Genomic DNA, 16536 nt, shown 5'->3' with positions numbered 1-16536 from the left:
TGGCGACGGTGCCGGGTATGTTGCGGGCGACTTCGACGCACTCCCCGTCGCCGCTGCTGTAGCTGGACTTCACGAACTTGAAGTGCGGCACGACTCACAGCTCCTTGCGGATACGTTCGATCAGGTCGACGGAATCGCGAAGAGCGAGCCCGTTCCTGGCGATCCGCTCGAACTTGGCGTTGTGACGTACGGCGTCCGCCTCGCTCTCCAACCACAGGGTAGAGGATGTCGTGTCCATGTAAACCACATCCATCGCGCCGGGTTCAGCGAACGACACGACACTGAAGGCGCTGGTCATGCCGGGGTGGGAGCCGGCCAGGAAGGGCACGACCTGGAGCTTCACATTGGGCAGCCGGACCGACTCGACGAGGTGCGCGAGCTGTACGCGCATCGCCTCCCGCCCACCCACCAGTTGACGAAGCGCACCTTCACCCACGACCGCCCACAGCTGGAGCGAATTGCTGTCCGTCAGACGTTCCTGCCGCGCGACCTTCGCCTCGACGAAGCGTTCAATCTCGTCCGGGTCGCCCCAGTCGGCGTTGCCGACGGCCAGGGCCCGAGCGTAGTCCGGTGTCTGCAAGAGCCCAGGGACGAAGGCCCCTTGCCAGGTACGGATACTCGTCGCGATGTCCTCCAGTGCCACGTACTCCACGAGAGATCGCAGCTCGGGGTACTGATTCCACCAGCCTCTGGCCTTACGGCGCTCACGGTCCGTCTTCGCGAGGCTGAGCAGCCGCTCCACGACCCTCGGGGCGTTCACGCCGTACAGATCGCACAGGATCCGGATGTCCGGGTCGCGGAAGGGCACCCAACCCCGCTCCATCTTGGCGACCTTGGCTGCCGTCGCGGAGAGAGCCGCCGCGGCCTGCGGCTGCGTGAGGCCGGCTTCGTCACGGAGCCTCAGCAGTTCACCGCCCAACTTCCGGGCGAGAACGGTCGATACGCGGCTGCCGCGTGTGAACTGGCCTGAGGTCACGTCCGAACGCCTCCTGTGTCGCCGTCAGTGTGCAGCTCACCGCAGAGGGTCGCAACCATTTTCGGAGACATATTTCCCCGAGACTGCTTGCTCACGGCGTGAGCACACCGCTACCGTAAGTGCTCAATCGCCCACCCAGCGACACCAGTTGGCGGAAGTGCACCGTGCTGCCCATCCCGGGGCCGTACGACTGAGCCACCTCCCCCCACCCACCTGGCGGCGCCCCGGGCTCCCGGCCCCGCACTAGGAAGGTGCGCGCCCATGACCGGCTCCTGTAACCCCGATCGGCGAACTCCCCCTCTACACGCCCCCGACCGCTACGACGCCGTCGACTACACCCCGTATCCGCAGAACGTCCCCCGTGCCCGCAGACGCGTCGCTCGGCTCGCCGTCGAATGGGGGCATCCCGGCGCGGCCGGTGACGCGGCGCTGCTGGCAAGTGAGTTGTGCACGAACGCGCTGCTGCACGGGTGTCTGCGGGACCGGCTGTTCCGGGTGGAGACGTCGCTGACCGGAAGCGTGCTGCGGGTCGCGGTGACCGACCCGAAGGGGGAGCGGCTCCCGGAAGCCCGCGCGGCGGCGGACGCCGAGCAGTTCGGGCGCGGGCTGTTCATCGTGGGCGTGCTCGCCCGCCGCTGGGCCGTGGAGAGGCTCACCGTCGGCAAGACGGTCTGGGCGGAACTGGAGCTCCCGGGAGGGGTGGGCGCGTAGGGCGTGCGCGGGAGCCGGCCCGGGCGGGCGGGATGCCAGGCCGCTCCGGACTGCCGAGGGGGTGCAGGTCCTGCACGGGGCCGCCGCGGTGTGCGGCGGCCCCGTGACCGGCTGGGCCTACGCCCAGGTGATCAGTCGCTTCGGCTGTTCCAGGATCGCTGCCACGTCGGCGAGGACCTTGGAGCCGAGCTCGCCGTCGACCAGGCGGTGGTCGAAGGAGAGGGCGAGCGTGGTGACCTGGCGGGGCTTGACCTTGCCCTTGTGGACCCAGGGCTGGAGCTTGATCGCACCGACCGCGAGGATCGCGGACTCGCCGGGGTTCAGGATCGGCGTGCCCGTGTCGACGCCGAAGACGCCGACGTTCGTGATCGTGACCGTGCCGCCCTGCATCGCGGCCGGCGAGGTCTTGCCCTCGCGGGCCGTGGACACCAACTCGCCGAGGGAACCGGCCAGTTCGGGCAGGGTCTTGGCGTGGGCGTCCTTGATGTTCGGGACGATCAGGCCGCGCGGGGTGGCCGCGGCGATGCCCAGGTTCACGTAGTGCTTGCGCACGATCTCCTGGTTGGCCTCGTCCCAGGACGCGTTCACGTCCGGGTTGCGCTTGATGGCGACCAGCAGGGCCTTGGCGATGAGCAGCAGCGGGTTCACCCGCAGCCCCTGCATCTCCTTGTCCTGCTTGAGCTCCTCCACGAGCTTCATCGTGCGCGTCACGTCGATCGTCACGAACTCCGTGACATGCGGCGCGGTGAAGGCGGAGCCGACCATCGCCTGGGCCGTGGCCTTGCGGACACCCTTGACCGGGATCCGGGTCTCGCGCGCGCCGTCGTACGTGGCCACGGGGGCCGGGGCGGTGGCGGGAGCCGGGGCCTCGGTCACCGCGGGCGCGGACGGGGCGGCCACGGGCGCCGCGGCGGGAGCCACGGCCGCGTGCACGTCCTCGCGGGTGATGACCCCGTCGGGGCCCGACGGGGTCACCGTCGCCAGATCTACGCCGAGGTCCTTGGCGAGCTTGCGGACGGGCGGCTTCGCCAGCGGGCGCTGCCTGCCGTGGCCGTTCAGCTCGGACTGGAGCGCGGTCGCCGCGTAGTACGTACCCTCCTGGGCCCCCGGGCGGGGCTCGGCGCCCTTACGGGGGCGCCGCTTGGTGGAGGACTCGGCCACGCCGTACCCGACGAGGACCGGGGTGCGGCCCTCGGGCTTCGGCTCCGGTGCGGCAGGGGCCTCGGCGACCGGAGCCTGCGTGGTGTCCGCGGCCGGGGCGCCGGCCCCGCCGGAGACCTCCACCGCGATGATCACCTGGCCCACGTCGACCGTCGTCCCCTCGGGGAAGCGGAGTTCGCGGACCACGCCGTTGAAGGGGATGGGCAGTTCCACCGCGGCCTTGGCCGTCTCGACCTCGCAGACGACCTGGCCGTCCGTGACCTGGTCGCCGGGCTGGACATACCACTTGAGGATCTCGGCCTCGGTGAGTCCCTCGCCCACGTCGGGCATCTTGAACTCGCTCAGTGACGTATCCGTCATCGTCGTCACGACCCTCTCCCTCAGTACGCCAGCGAGCGGTCGACGGCGTCGAGCACCCGGTCAAGACCCGGTAGGTACTCCTCCTCGAGGCGCGCCGGCGGGTACGGGGCGTGATAGCCGCCGACCCGCAGGACGGGAGCCTCCAGGTGGTAGAAGCACCGCTCGGTGATGCGGGCGGCGATCTCCGCGCCCGTGCCCAGGAACACCGGGGCCTCGTGCACCACGACCAGGCGGCGGGTCTTCTCGACGGAGGCCTGGACGGTGTCGAAGTCGATCGGCGACATGGAGCGCAGGTCGAGAACCTCGAGGGACTTGCCCTCCTCCTGAGCCGCGGCGGCGACCTCCTGGCAGACCTTCACCATCGGGCCGTACGCCGCCAGGGTCAGGTCGCTGCCCTCGCGGACCACCTGTGCCTTGTGCAGCGGGCCGGGGATGGCCTGCTTGTTGACCTCGGCCTTGTCCCAGTAGCGGCGCTTCGGCTCGAAGAAGATCACCGGGTCGTCGCTCTGGATGGCCTGCTGCATCATCCAGTAGGCGTCGCCCGCGTTCGACGGGGAGACCACCTTGAGGCCCGCCACGTGCGCGAACAGCGCCTCGGGCGACTCGGAGTGGTGCTCGACGGCGCCGATGCCACCGCCGTACGGAATGCGGATGACGACGGGGAGCTTGATCTTGCCGAGCGCCCGCGCGTGCATCTTCGCGAGCTGCGTGACGATCTGGTCGTACGCCGGGAAGACGAAGCCGTCGAACTGGATCTCCACCACCGGGCGGTAGCCGCGCAGGGCGAGGCCGATCGCGGTGCCGACGATGCCCGACTCGGCGAGCGGGGTGTCGATCACCCGGTCCTCGCCGAAGTCCTTCTGCAGACCGTCGGTGACCCGGAAGACACCGCCCAGCTTGCCGACGTCCTCGCCCATGATGAGGACCTTGGGGTCGGTTTCGAGGGCCGTGCGCAGCGATTCGTTGATCGCTTTGGCCAGCGCCATCTTCTCTGCTGCCATGGCTACTTGCCCTCCCCTTCATCGGCGAACGACGCCTGGTAGGCGGCGAACTGGGCCCGCTCCTCGTCGACGAGCGCGTGCCCGTCCGCGTACACGTTCTCGAAGATGGCGAAGTGGTCCGGGTCCGGCATGGCACGCACCACTTCGCGCACTCGCCTTCCCAACGCCTCGCTCTCCGCTTCGAGTTCCGCGAAGAATCCCTCATCCGCGTGATTCGAGGCTTCGAGGTAGGCCCGCAGGCGCAGGATCGGGTCCTTCGCCTCCCACGCCTCGCGCTCCTCGTCGGCCCGGTACTTGCTCGGGTCGTCGGAGGTGGTGTGCGCGCCCATGCGGTACGTGTACGCCTCGACGAGCGTGGGTCCCTCACCGCTGCGGGCCCGCTCCAGGGCCCACTTGGTGACGGCGAGGCAGGCGAGGACGTCATTGCCGTCGACGCGGACGCCCGGGAAGCCGTAGCCCTGCGCGCGCTGGTAGAGCGGGACGCGGGTCTGCTTCTCGGTCGGCTCGGAGATCGCCCACTGGTTGTTCTGGCAGAAGAACACCACGGGCGCGTTGTAGACCGCGGAGAAGGTGAACGATTCAGCGACGTCGCCCTGGCTGGAGGCGCCGTCCCCGAAGTACGCGATCACGGCCGAGTCCGCGCCGTCCTTGCTGACGCCCATGGCGTAGCCGGTGGCGTGCAGGGTCTGCGAGCCGATGACGATCGTGTACAGGTGGAAGTTGTTGCTCTTCGGGTCCCAGCCGCCGTTGTTCACGCCGCGGAACATGCCGAGCAGGTTGGTCGGGTCGACGCCGCGGCACCAGGCGACGCCGTGCTCGCGGTAGGTCGGGAAGACGTAGTCGTCGTCCCGGGTGGCGCGTCCCGAGCCGATCTGGGCGGCCTCCTGGCCGAGCATCGAGGCCCACAGGCCCAGCTCGCCCTGGCGCTGCAGGGCGGTGGCCTCGGCGTCGAAGCGACGGCTCAGCACCATGTCGCGGTACAGACCGCGCAGCTCCTCGGGGGTGATGTCGGCGACGTACGGGTCGTACGTGGCGTCCTTGACCCGCTCGCCCTCCGGCGTCAGCAGCTGGATCAGCTCGACCTCGGCGCCCGGGGGCTTCTTGGCGGCCGCGCCGGTGCGCTTGCTCGCGGCGCTCTTGGTACCGGCGCTGCGTCGCGGTTTGCGCGCGGCAGTGCTCTCCACGGTCACGTGTGCTCCTCCGTCGGTCCGGCCCCCGGGATTACCGAGTGGCCAGTGCGGCTCGCCTGATCCCGATCCCATGCACGGGGTGGGTGCCCTCGGCCGGGAACAGACGTGACAGGTGCCCCGGCGAGCGCCCTGCAATAAGCACGTTACCCAGTGCTTCACATTTCTGTGAAACCCCTCCTGACCTGCGATTTTGCTTGGATTTCCAAGTACTTTTTACTAGGAGAACCAAGCATTTCGCTTGAGCCGGGAACAGCTGCTGGTCACAGCCTTGCAGGGGGCCGGAACACCGGCACGTTATCCCGGTCACCCCGGGCACGGGAAGAGCCCACCTCGGGCGGGCCCGTCCGCCCTGTGTGAAACTGACGCCGTGCGTGAAAACGGGAAAATCACCGTATTTCTCCTCGATGACCATGAGGTGGTGCGCCGGGGAGTCCATGAGCTGCTCTCGGTGGAGGACGACATCGAGGTGGTCGGCGAGGCCGGGACGGCGGCCGACGCACTGGTACGGATTCCGGCCACCCGGCCGGACGTCGCCGTGCTGGACGTGCGCCTTCCGGACGGCAGCGGTGTCGAGGTGTGCCGCGAGATCCGCTCGCGGGACGAGAACATCAAGTGCCTGATGCTGACGTCCTACGCCGACGACGAGGCGCTGTTCGACGCGATCATGGCGGGCGCCTCCGGCTATGTCCTCAAGGCCATCCGCGGCAATGAGCTGCTGACCGCCGTACGGGACGTCGCGGCCGGAAAGTCCCTGCTCGACCCGGAGGCCACCGCCCGGGTCCTGGAGCGGCTGCGCGACGGCGGCAACGCCAAGCCCGACGACCGGCTCGCGCACCTCACCGACCAGGAACGCCGGATTCTCGACCTGATCGGCGAGGGCCTCACCAACCGCGCGATCGGTGAGCGGCTGCATCTCGCGGAAAAGACGATCAAGAATTACGTGTCGAGTCTGCTGTCCAAACTCGGCATGGAACGCCGTTCCCAGGCGGCCGCCTATGTGGCCCGTATGCAGGCCGAAAAACAGCAGCGCTGATCCGAAAACCGGCCGAAAGACAGCAGCGCTGATCCGTGAAGCAGGCCGCAGCGCCGATCCGTGAAGCTGCATCCATTCGGGACTTATGGCCCCCTCGGTGCGGGGCGGGCGCCTCTTTTTCCGGCCGCCGGGATGCCACAGGTTGGTGGCATGCCCACCGACGAACAGCTCGCCGTGGACCTGCTCGGCCGTACCGACTACGGGCGCGCCGCCACCAGCATGCGCGCGCTGCCCTTCCTCGCGTTCGCCCGCCACATCGTGGTGGAGGGACGCGTTCTGCTGCGTATGCACCGGGGATGCGGCTACCACCGGGCCTGCGCCGGCAGCGTCGTGGCGTACGGCGCCGACAACCTGAGCTCGGCCCGTCCCGGCGAGAGCCTGTGGTCGGTGCAGATCGTCGGCCAGTGCGAGGCCATCGAGCCGACCGCGGCCCAGCTGGAGCTCTTCGGCCCCGTCCCGCGCCTCGTGGACGGTGAGCCCTTCGAACCGGTCCATCTGGTGATCGATCCCCAGTTCGCCAGCGTGCACTCGACCGACGGTGGCCTGGAACGGCACTTCCGGCACGTTCTGTGACCGAAGGCGACTGCCTGTGACAAACGCGAGGTCAGGGCCCCGGATCGTGCCCTAGCATCTGGCGCGTGCCGCGCTCATCTGTACCACCCCCTGTGTCTCATGCGCCCCCCTTGGGCGCCCTCCTACGCCGTTACGCCGCCGGTTCCGCGCTGACCTGCGAACCCGTCGACCAGGGCCTGCTCAACCGCGGCTACCGGCTCCGCACCACCCGGGGCCGCTACTTCCTCAAGCACCATTTCGACCCCGAGACCGCCGACCCCGCCGCCATCGCCCGTCAGCACCGGGCCACCCAGCGCCTCGCGGACCTCGGCGTCCCGGTCGCCCCGCCGCTGGCCGGCACCGACGGCCGCACGGTCGCCGTCATCGGCGGCCACGCCTACGCGCTGCACCCCTGGATCGACGGCCGGCACCGGCACGGCGGTCAGCTCACCACCGAGCAGTGCCGGCGCCTCGGGGCGCTCCTGGGCGTCGTCCACGCGAGCCTGGAGCGGGTGATGCCGGCGGGCGGACGGGCCCCGGCGAAACCGGCGGACGGCGCCGATCCCGCCGACACCTTCGCCCTCATCGACGACCTGCTCGCCCAGGTGCGCCGGCACCGGCCCGCGGACGCCTTCGACGAACTGGCCCGGCACCGGCTCCTGGAGCGACGCGCCCTGCTGGAGCGGCACGCGGACCGACGGCCCCCGCAGGGCGGCTCGGTGGGCTGGGTGCACGGCGACTTCCACCCGTTCAACCTGCTCTACCGCGACGGCGACCCGGCCGCCATCGTCGACTGGGACCGCCTCGGCGTCCAGCCCCGCGCCGAGGAGGCCGTACGCGCCGCGGTGATCTTCTTCGTACGGCCCGTCGGCGCGCTCGACCTGGCGAAGGTGCGGGCGTACGCGCGCGCGTACCGGCGCTCCGCGGGCGCCACGCCCTCCGAGCTCACGGCGGCCGTGCACCGCGTCTGGTGGGAGCGTCTCAACGACTTCTGGATACTGCGCTGGCACTACGAGCGCGGGGACACCCGCGCCGACCCGCAGTTCCCGGCGGCGTCGGCGCTGGCGGTGTGGTGGACACGGGAGTACGACGCGGTGTGCGAGGCGTTCGCGGGGTGAGGGCGTCTCCCGAGGGGGGTGCGTGCCCCTCCCGGGTCCTGGGGCCTGGGTCCGGTGCGTCTCAAACGGCACGCGCGCGTGGCGCCCGTTTCGGGCTCCACGCGCGCGTGACCAAGTGAACGGACGTCTCAGGACTCCGGATCGCCGCCGTCGCCGCCGCTGCCGCCCGACGCGGGGGGCGAAACCGGGGGGTCGGAGGGCGTCGTCGTCGGCTTCTCCGAAGGCGTCGTCTTGGTCGGCGTCGTCGTCGGCTTTTCCGTGGGCTCGTCCGTGGGCTTTTCCGTCGGCTCGTCGCTCGGCGTCGTCGTCGGAGTGGAGCCGGTGCCGGAGCCCGTGCCGGTGTTGTCGTTCGTCGAGTTGTCCGTGGCGTCGTTCGTGGAGTCGTCGCTCGGGGTCGCGCTGGAGTCGTTGCTGTCCTTGGTGGACGACGACGTGGTGGGCGACTTGGTTGTGCCGCTGCCGCCGTCACCATTGCCGGTGGTGTTCAGCGCGAGCGCCACTCCCGCCGCGATCGCGATCACCGCGAAGACGGCGAGGATCCACAGCTTGCCGCGGCCGCTGCCCCGGTTGCCATGGCCCTCGAAGCCGCCGTCGTCCCCGCCGCCGGGCGGCGGCAGGATCGGCGAGGGGATCTGCGTGGTGCCGGAGTCGCCGGGGTACGGCAGCGCGCTCCCCGCGAAGCCGGCCGCCGGGGTGTGCAGACCGTCGTGCGCATCCACGGGCCCGGTGTTCCAGGTGCCGGTGTGGCCGCCCTGGTCGTACAGCATCTGCAGCCCGTACTGGACCAGGCCGCGCATCTCCTCGGCGGTCTGGAACCGGTCGTCCGGCTCCTTGGCCAGCGCGCGCATCACGAGCCCGTCGAGCTCCGGCGGCACGGTGTCCGAGACCTGGGAGGGCGGCACCGGGATGTCCTGGACGTGCTGGTAGACCACCGACAGCGGCGTCTCGCCGGTGAACGGGGGCCGCAGCGCGAGGAGTTCGTACAGCAGGCAGCCGGTCGCGTACAGGTCGGAGCGGTGGTCGACGGCCTTGCCGAGGGCCTGCTCCGGGGAGAGGTACTGCGGCGTGCCCATGACCATGCCGGTCTGGGTCATCGTCGACTGCGCGCCGTGCAGGGCACGTGCGATGCCGAAGTCCATGACCTTCACCGCACCCGTGTCCGTGATGATCACGTTCGCGGGCTTGATGTCACGGTGCACGATGCCGTGCTGATGCGAGTACGCGAGGGCTTCCAGCACGCCCGAGACGATGATCAGCGCCTGTTCGGGCCCGGGGGCCTCGGCGTTGAGCAGCAGGTCACGGATCGTGTGGCCCTCGACGATCTCCATCACGATGTACGGGACGACCCCGTGGCCGACGACGTCCTCACCGGAGTCGTACACGGCGACGACGGCGTGGTGGTTGAGTCCGGCCACCGACTGGGCCTCGCGCGTGAAGCGGGCCTTGGAGACCGGGTCCTCGGCCAGGTCGGAGCGGAGCAGCTTGACCGCGACGGTGCGCCCGAGGCGCACGTCCTCGGCCGCGAACACCTCGGCCATCCCGCCCCTGCCGAGTCTGCGGGTCAACCGGTACCGGCCGTCACCGACCAGCCCTCCGTTACCCCACAGCTCCGGCGCATCTGACATACCGCCGCCAGTCGCCTCGGGGTCGGACGGGCCCTGAGCGCGCTGCTGTGCCATCAGTCCTCGCCGTCGTTTCTACCCGCGGTCTGCGCGGTGGTTGTTACGGTCTCCGTCGGGCCACGCTACAGGCTCCGCGCAAGGCGCCGTTCCGGTTCGGATTCCGGAGGGACCGGCCACCCGGCCCGTGGCGGGTACCCACGTGCACGTTGTGTGTACCGGCCGTACGGCACCTGTAACGCTTCCGCGACGCTTCCTTCGCGTACGGTCACGGATCGGGCACCGAGCTTGACGTGTCAGTGCCCTCGGGCAGACTTGGCCGGGAATAGCACATTGGATCACTGACAACGGATCGCCGAAGCGGGAGCACGCCAGCAGCTGCCGCCCGCGCCGATGGGGGACGCAGAAACATGAGCCAGGACGGCGCACAGGGCCGGTACGCGGGGCGTGCGGTCGCCGGCGGGCGCTATCAGCTGCGGGACTTGCTCGGCGAGGGCGGTATGGCCTCGGTGCACCTCGCCTACGACTCGGTGCTCGACCGTCAGGTCGCGATCAAGACACTGCACACCGAACTCGGCCGCGAGCAGGCCTTCCGCGAGCGCTTCCGCCGCGAGGCCCAGTCGGTGGCGAAGCTCACGCATACGAACATCGTCTCGGTCTTCGACACCGGCGAGGACGATCTGGACGGCCTGACGACGCCGTACATCGTCATGGAGTACATCGAGGGTCATCCGCTCGGCTCGGTCCTCGACGCGGACATCCAGCAGCACGGCGCGATGCCCGCCGACAAGGCGCTGAAGATCACCGCCGATGTGCTGGCCGCCCTGGAGATCAGCCACGAGATGGGCCTGGTCCACCGGGACATCAAGCCGGGCAACGTGATGATGACGAAGCGCAACATCGTCAAGGTCATGGACTTCGGCATCGCCCGCGCCATGCAGTCGGGTGTCACCTCGATGACCCAGACCGGCATGGTCGTCGGCACCCCGCAGTACCTCTCCCCGGAGCAGGCGCTCGGCCGGGGCGTGGACGCCCGCAGCGACCTCTACTCGGTCGGCATCATGCTGTTCCAACTGGTCACCGGGCGGCTGCCGTTCGAGGCGGACTCGCCGCTGGCCATCGCGTACGCGCACGTCCAGGAGGAGCCGGTCACGCCCTCCTCGATCAACCGCTCGCTGCCGCCGGCCGTGGACGCCCTGGTCGCCCGCGCGCTGAAGAAGAACCCGAACGAGCGCTTCCCGAGCGCGGAGGCGATGCGCGACGAGTGCCTGCGGGTGGCCCAGTCGCTCCACCCCGCCGCCCCGAGCATCGTCCCCGGTGCCCAGACGTCCAGCGGGGCCGGTGTCGGTTCCGCCGTCTTCCCGCCGGTCGACCAGTCGGCCCCGGCGCCGACGGGCCCCGTGCACACGCCGTACCAGCCGGGTCCCTACGGCCCGGCGACCCCCGCGCCGACGCCGGCACCGTCGTACGGCTATCCCCAACAGGGCGGCTACCAGCCCCAGCAGACCGCGGCGTACTCCCCGCAGCACGGCGTCTCGACCCCGCCGCCGTACAACCTCACGCCCCAGTCCGGGGGACCGGCGTCGGGCGGTCCGGGCGGTCGCTCGGGCAACAAGGGCGTGATCATCGCCTCGATCGTCGTCGCGCTCGTCGCGATCGGCGGCCTGATCACGGCGCTCACGATGAACGGCGGCGGTGACGACAACAAGGGCGGCGGCGACTCCAGCGCCTCGGCGTCCTCGTCCGAGGTCGCGGGACACAAGGGCCCGGACACGACGAAGGCGATCGAGACGACCGAGTGCACGGAGCCGCAGGAGTCCTACAACGACCCGGACCAGGTCGAGGTCCCCGACTTCACCTACAAGTACATCAAGTCGGTCAAGTCCTGCTTCCAGGCCGCCGGTTGGCAGATGAAGATCAAGGACGTGGACGAGAACACGTTCGGCGAGGGGATGGTCATGGACCAGTTCCCGGCGCCGGGCACGGACGTGGACCCGAAGAAGATGCCCGAGATCCAGCTCAGCGTGTCGACGGGCGACCCGTCGTGATCTCCGCCGCTGAACGCTGATCCGCACGCGAAGGCGCCCGGCACGGGATGTGCCGGGCGCCTTCGTGTCGAGGCCGGCCTTTCGGGGCCGGTGTGTGCAACGGATCGGACCCGCCGTGCCGGGGCTGCTACGGGTACGGGCCGCCCGGCCTACAGGTACGGGCCGCCCGAGCGGCCGCCCGCCCGGGGGTCCTCTTCGTCCTCCCCGCCGCCGACGCCCGGGGGCAGCGCCCGGCGCATCTGCTCCAGCTGTGCCCGGGCCGCCATCTGCTGGGCGAACAGGGTCGTCTGGATTCCGTGGAAGAGCCCCTCCAGCCAGCCGACCAACTGAGCCTGCGCGATGCGCAGTTCGGAGTCGCTGGGGGTCGCTTCGTCCGCGAAGGGCAGGGAGAGCCGCTCCAGCTCCTCGACGAGCTCGGGCGCCAGACCGTCCTCCAGCTCCTTCACCGAGCTGGCGTGGATCTCCTTGAGCCGCACCCGGCTCGCCTCGTCCAGAGGAGCCGCCCGCACCTCCTCGAGCAGCTGCTTGATCATGCTGCCGATGCGCATCACCTTGGCGGGCTGTGCCACCATCTCTGTCACCGGGACCTCGCGGGAGTCCTCGTCTCCGGTGCCGCCGAGAGCCATTCCGTCCTGGCCGACAACCAGGATCTGGGGGTTCTCCGGCGACCTTTCGTTCCTCGGCATCTCCATGCCGCCATTGTCTCGCACACCTGCACCCCATCACGGTGGTGCCCCCTGCGCATCATGATCCACCGTGTACGAAGGGGTCTTTGCCGTCAGCTTTCGGGCGGTCCGGGTCGCCACGGACCGGAGCGCTCGGCGCCGCGACCCGGGACGCCCGAACGCCGGACACCCGAGATGCCGGTATCAGGGCGTCATGTGAGGCTTGTGCCGTTGATCTTGGCGACTCCGTACCGGGAGGGGGTCACCGACGTGACTCCAGGGCTTCGCAGACAGCGAGCAGACGGCCGCGGGCTGCGCACTGGCGGGCTGCGATCCGCCGGACTGCGGGCTGCCGTACTGCGTACTGCCGTACTGCGCGCCGCCGGGCTGGGGCTGCTGCTGCTCCTGCTGGTGGCCGCGTACGCCACCCGGCTGCCGTACGCGGCCGCTGCCTCGTACGACGACATCGGGCGCTTCCCCTCCCGGCCCCCTTCCCCGTCCGCCTCCGCCTCCCCGACCCCTTCGGCCGAGGCGTCGCGGGCCGGGAACCAGGCCGGCGAGGGCCGTGCCCGGCCCGGGCGGCAGGAACCGGTACCGCGGGACGAGGACGCGGGCCCGTCGTACACGGACCGTGACCCGGACGGCGGAGAGGACGCGGACGAACCGGACGGCGGCGACCGCAGCGACGCCGGGGACAGCGCGGAGAGGCCGGCCAGCCCGGAGGCCACCGACGCCTCCGAGCCGGCGGCCGAGGCCGCGCAGCCCCCGTCGCCCTCGGCCGACGTCGCGGGCCGGTCCACCGTCCGCAGCAGTCAGGAGGAGCCGGTCCTGCGGATGCTGCCGCTGGGCAGCGGGCTGATCCTCATCGGCTGCGGCCTGGGCCTCGCGTTCCTCGCCCTGCGCGTACGACGCGGCTGACGGCCCCGGCGGCTCCGGACGAGGGCCGTATCAGTCGGGGACCGATCCGGACGGGGAACGAGGCCGTGCCAGTCGAGGACCGCTCCGGACGAGGGACGAGGGCCGCTCCCGGTCGGGGCCCGCTCCGGACGCCGGCCGGTCCGAGCGCCGGCCGCTCCCGACGCCGGCCGCTCCCGACGCGGGCCGCTCCGGACGACGGCCTACGGAACCACGAGCAGCACCTTGCCGATGTGTCCGCTCTCCTCCAGCACCCGGTGACCCGTGGCCGCGTCGCTCATCGGCAGCTCACGGTCCACGATCGGCCGTACGTGCCCGGAGGAGATCAGCGGCCACACATGCTCCCGTACGGCGGCGACGATGGACGCCTTCTCGTCGAGCGGGCGGGCGCGCAGCGAGGTCGCGCTGATCGCGGCCCGCTTGTTGAGGAGGGTGGCGATGTTCAGCTCGCCCTTGATGCCGCCCTGCATGCCGATGATCGCGAGCCGTCCGTTGGCGGCCAGCGTCTTCACGTTCCGGTCCAGGTACTTGGCGCCCATGTTGTCGAGGATGACGTCGGCGCCCGCTCCGTCGGTGGCCTTCTTCAGCTCCTCGACGAAGTCCTGCTCGCGGTAGTTGATCAGGATGTCCGCTCCGAGGCCGGCGCAGAACCGCAGCTTGTCCTCGGTGCCGGCGGTGACGGCGACCTTCGCGCCGACGGCCTTCGCCAGCTGGATCGCCATGGTGCCGATACCGCTGGAGCCGCCGTGCACGAGCAGCGTCTCGCCGGGGCGGAGGTGGGAGATCATGAAGACGTTCGACCAGACCGTGCAGGTCACCTCGGGCAGCGCGGCCGCCTGGCGGAGGTCGATGCCTTCGGGCACGGGCAGCAGCTGCCCGGCCGGAACGGCGACCTTCTGCGCGTAACCGCCGCCGGAGAGCAGGGCACACACCTCGTCGCCCACGGCCCACCCCGAGACCCCGGTGCCGACGTCGGCGATCCGCCCGGAACATTCGAGACCGGGGTACGGGGACGCTCCGGGCGGCGGGTTGTAGAGGCCCTGCCGTTGCAGCAGGTCGGCGCGGTTGACGGCGCTGGCCACCACCTCGACCAGGACTTCGCCCTCCGCCGGCACCGGATCCGGGACCTCGTCCCACACCAGCGCCTCGGGCCCACCAGGTTCGGTAATCGTGATCGCGTACATGAGGGGGACGCTACTCCTCACCCCCTTTCTCCCGGGGCGGGGCCGCACCCAACTTTCTGCCGGGCGAGCGATGAGTTCCGGGGGCGGCGGCGGTCTCCCTTGCACAGCCGAGGTACGCGGAAGGACCCACGACATGAGCGGACAGACGACCGGCCTTGCCATCGAGACCGCGGGTCTGGTGAAGACGTTCGGTGAGACCCGGGCCGTCGACGGCGTCGACCTCCGCGTGCCCGCCGGCACGGTCTACGGCGTCCTCGGACCCAACGGCGCCGGCAAGACGACCACCGTCAAGATGCTGGCCACCCTGCTGCGCCCGGACGGCGGCGAGGCGCACGTGTTCGGCCACGATGTCGTGCGCGACGCCGACCGGGTCCGCGGCCTGGTCAGCCTCACCGGCCAGTACGCGTCCGTGGACGAGGATCTGACCGGCGCCGAGAACCTGGTGCTGCTCGGCCGGCTCCTCGGGCACGGCAAGCGGGCCGCGCGGCTGCGCGCAGCGCAGCTCCTGGCGGCCTTCGGACTGAGCGAGGCAGCCGGCAGGCAGGTCAAGAACTACTCGGGGGGCATGCGGCGCCGCATCGACATCGCCGCGTCCATCCTCAACACGCCCGAGCTGCTCTTCCTCGACGAGCCGACCACCGGCCTCGACCCGCGCAGCCGCAACCAGGTGTGGGACATCGTGCGCGCGGTGGTCGCCCAGGGCACGACCGTGCTGCTCACCACGCAGTACCTCGACGAGGCGGACCAGCTGGCGTCCCGGATCGCCGTCATCGACAAGGGCAAGGTGATCGCCGAGGGGACGAAGGGCGAGCTGAAGGCCTCCGTCGGCGCCGGCTCCGTCCATCTGCGCCTGCGCGACCCGGCCCAGCGCCCGCAGGCCGAGCAGATCCTGCGGCTCGCCCTCGACGCGCAGGTCCAGCTGGAGCCCGACCCGGTGGCCCTGACCGCACGGGTCGGCACGGGAGCGGCCAACGGGCGGGGTGCGGCGGAGCAGGCCGCCCGCGCGCTCGCCGAGCTGGCCCGCACCGGCGTCACCGTCGACAACTTCTCGCTGGGGCAGCCCAGCCTGGACGAGGTCTTCCTCGCCCTGACCGGACACCAGACCGATGACCACAAGGACGGGGAGGCGGCGGCATGAGCACCGCGACGACCACCGAGAGCGGCGAACTCGCCCCGGTCAGCGCCGAGTCGCTGGCCGAGCTGCTCATCAGCAAGGAGCGGCCGCCGCGGCCCAGCGCCCTGTCGACGTCACTGACCTTCGGCTGGCGGGCGGTCCTCAAGATCAAGCACGTGCCCGAGCAGCTCTTCGACGTCACCGCGTTCCCGATCATGATGGTGCTGATGTACACGTACCTCTTCGGGGGTGCGCTGGCCGGATCGCCCAAGGAGTACATCCAGTTCCTGCTGCCGGGCATCCTGGTGATGTCGGTCGTGATGATCACCATGTACACCGGGGTCTCGGTCAACACCGACATCGAGAAGGGCGTCTTCGACCGCTTCCGTACGCTGCCGATCTGGCGGCCGTCGGTGATGGTCGGCTATCTGCTCGGCGACGCCCTGCGCTACACGATGGCGTCGCTGGTGATGCTCGCCGTCGGCCTGATCCTGGGCTACCGGCCGGACGGGGTCCTCGGGGTGCTCGCCGGAGTCCTGCTGCTGCTGGTCTTCTCGTTCGCCTTCTCGTGGATCTGGACCATGTTCGGGCTGCTGCTGCGCACCGAGAAGTCGGTGATGGGCGTCAGCATGATGGTGATCTTCCCGCTCACCTTCCTGTCGAACGTCTTCGTCGACCCGAGGACCATGCCCGGCTGGCTCCAGGCCTTCGTCAACAACAGCCCGATCACGCACCTGTCGTCGGCCGTGCGCGGACTGATGTCGGGCGACTGGCCGGGCGCGGAGATCGCCTGGTCCGTGGGCTGGTCGGCCCTGTTCGTCCTGGTCTTCGGACCGGTGACGATGCGGCTGTACAACCGCAAGTAGCCGTACGGGCAACGGATCTGGCA

General features: G+C 70.5%; 16 protein-coding genes. 8 read left to right on the top strand and 8 right to left on the bottom strand.

Annotation, left to right across the window (positions count from 1 at the left end):
• On the bottom strand, window positions 1–91 hold a 91-nt coding region (locus ACFVYF_RS06090), incomplete at its 3' end, for a DUF397 domain-containing protein (protein ID WP_389452106.1).
• Window positions 92–94: 3 nt separating this feature from the next.
• Window positions 95–976 carry a helix-turn-helix domain-containing protein gene (locus tag ACFVYF_RS06085; RefSeq protein ID WP_389451443.1) on the bottom strand — a complete coding sequence of 294 codons (882 nt, stop codon included), beginning with the start codon at window positions 974–976 and terminating at the stop codon, window positions 95–97.
• Window positions 977–1237: 261 nt separating this feature from the next.
• On the opposite strand from ACFVYF_RS06085, the gene ACFVYF_RS06080 reads away from it, so the two are divergent.
• Window positions 1238–1687 carry an ATP-binding protein gene (locus ACFVYF_RS06080; protein WP_389451440.1) on the top strand — a complete coding sequence of 150 codons (450 nt, stop codon included), beginning with the start codon at window positions 1238–1240 and terminating at the stop codon, window positions 1685–1687.
• Window positions 1688–1804: 117 nt separating this feature from the next.
• Here the strand turns inward: ACFVYF_RS06080 and ACFVYF_RS06075 are convergent, their stop codons facing one another.
• From ACFVYF_RS06075 to pdhA, 3 genes are read right to left on the bottom strand one after another with little or no spacing between them, the layout of a single operon-like run.
• Window positions 1805–3217 (bottom strand): dihydrolipoamide acetyltransferase family protein, encoded by a 1413-nt coding sequence (locus ACFVYF_RS06075; protein ID WP_389451437.1) that lies wholly within the window; start codon window positions 3215–3217, stop codon window positions 1805–1807.
• 11 nt (window positions 3218–3228) lie between these two features.
• On the bottom strand, window positions 3229–4209 hold the full coding sequence (locus ACFVYF_RS06070) for an alpha-ketoacid dehydrogenase subunit beta (protein ID WP_389451434.1): 981 nt from the start codon (window positions 4207–4209) through the stop codon (window positions 3229–3231).
• A gap of 2 nt (window positions 4210–4211) precedes the next feature.
• Window positions 4212–5399, bottom strand: coding sequence for a pyruvate dehydrogenase (acetyl-transferring) E1 component subunit alpha (gene pdhA / locus ACFVYF_RS06065; protein WP_389451431.1), 1188 nt, complete (start codon window positions 5397–5399; stop codon window positions 4212–4214).
• 367 nt (window positions 5400–5766) lie between these two features.
• Between pdhA and ACFVYF_RS06060 the strand changes: the two genes are divergently transcribed.
• From ACFVYF_RS06060 to ACFVYF_RS06050, 3 genes are all read left to right on the top strand, one after another.
• Window positions 5767–6432: a response regulator gene (locus tag ACFVYF_RS06060; protein ID WP_389451428.1), complete on the top strand. Its 666-nt coding sequence runs from the start codon at window positions 5767–5769 to the stop codon at window positions 6430–6432.
• 150 nt (window positions 6433–6582) lie between these two features.
• Window positions 6583–7005: a pyridoxamine 5'-phosphate oxidase family protein gene (locus tag ACFVYF_RS06055; protein ID WP_389451425.1), complete on the top strand. Its 423-nt coding sequence runs from the start codon at window positions 6583–6585 to the stop codon at window positions 7003–7005.
• A 92-nt stretch (window positions 7006–7097) separates the two neighbouring features.
• Window positions 7098–8102 (top strand): phosphotransferase, encoded by a 1005-nt coding sequence (locus tag ACFVYF_RS06050; RefSeq protein WP_389451422.1) that lies wholly within the window; start codon window positions 7098–7100, stop codon window positions 8100–8102.
• Between the two features lie 128 nt (window positions 8103–8230).
• On the opposite strand, the gene ACFVYF_RS06045 is transcribed toward ACFVYF_RS06050, so the two are convergent.
• Window positions 8231–9781 (bottom strand): protein kinase, encoded by a 1551-nt coding sequence (locus ACFVYF_RS06045; RefSeq protein WP_389451420.1) that lies wholly within the window; start codon window positions 9779–9781, stop codon window positions 8231–8233.
• A 350-nt stretch (window positions 9782–10131) separates the two neighbouring features.
• Between ACFVYF_RS06045 and ACFVYF_RS06040 the strand changes: the two genes are divergently transcribed.
• Window positions 10132–11769: a protein kinase gene (locus ACFVYF_RS06040; RefSeq protein ID WP_389451417.1), complete on the top strand. Its 1638-nt coding sequence runs from the start codon at window positions 10132–10134 to the stop codon at window positions 11767–11769.
• Between the two features lie 149 nt (window positions 11770–11918).
• Here ACFVYF_RS06040 and ACFVYF_RS06035 read toward each other — a convergent pair whose 3' ends face one another.
• On the bottom strand, window positions 11919–12461 hold the full coding sequence (locus ACFVYF_RS06035) for a bacterial proteasome activator family protein (protein WP_389451414.1): 543 nt from the start codon (window positions 12459–12461) through the stop codon (window positions 11919–11921).
• Between the two features lie 243 nt (window positions 12462–12704).
• On the opposite strand from ACFVYF_RS06035, the gene ACFVYF_RS06030 reads away from it, so the two are divergent.
• A complete protein-coding gene (locus ACFVYF_RS06030; protein ID WP_389451411.1) occupies window positions 12705–13352 on the top strand; it encodes a hypothetical protein in 648 nt (215 codons plus the stop codon).
• Window positions 13353–13552: 200 nt separating this feature from the next.
• On the opposite strand, the gene ACFVYF_RS06025 is transcribed toward ACFVYF_RS06030, so the two are convergent.
• The gene (locus ACFVYF_RS06025; protein WP_389451408.1) at window positions 13553–14533 is read right to left on the bottom strand and encodes an NAD(P)H-quinone oxidoreductase; all 981 of its coding nucleotides are present in this window, start codon (window positions 14531–14533) and stop codon (window positions 13553–13555) included.
• Between the two features lie 133 nt (window positions 14534–14666).
• Here ACFVYF_RS06025 and ACFVYF_RS06020 point away from each other — a divergent pair, with 133 nt between their 5' ends.
• Both ACFVYF_RS06020 and ACFVYF_RS06015 read left to right on the top strand, forming a co-directional pair.
• Entirely contained in the window at window positions 14667–15671 is a 1005-nt protein-coding gene (locus ACFVYF_RS06020; RefSeq protein WP_389451405.1) for an ATP-binding cassette domain-containing protein, read from the top strand.
• Window positions 15668–16513: an ABC transporter permease gene (locus ACFVYF_RS06015; protein ID WP_389451402.1), complete on the top strand. Its 846-nt coding sequence runs from the start codon at window positions 15668–15670 to the stop codon at window positions 16511–16513. The genes ACFVYF_RS06020 and ACFVYF_RS06015 overlap by 4 nt, the downstream gene beginning before the upstream one ends.
• Window positions 16514–16536: the final 23 nt, after the last annotated feature.

Origin of the sequence: Streptomyces sp. NPDC058274 (assembly GCF_042881375.1) — a bacterium.
GTDB lineage: Bacteria > Actinomycetota > Actinomycetes > Streptomycetales > Streptomycetaceae > Streptomyces.
The sequence above is the reverse complement of the archived record's forward strand: the minus strand, read 5'-3'. Positions and strand labels throughout refer to the sequence as shown.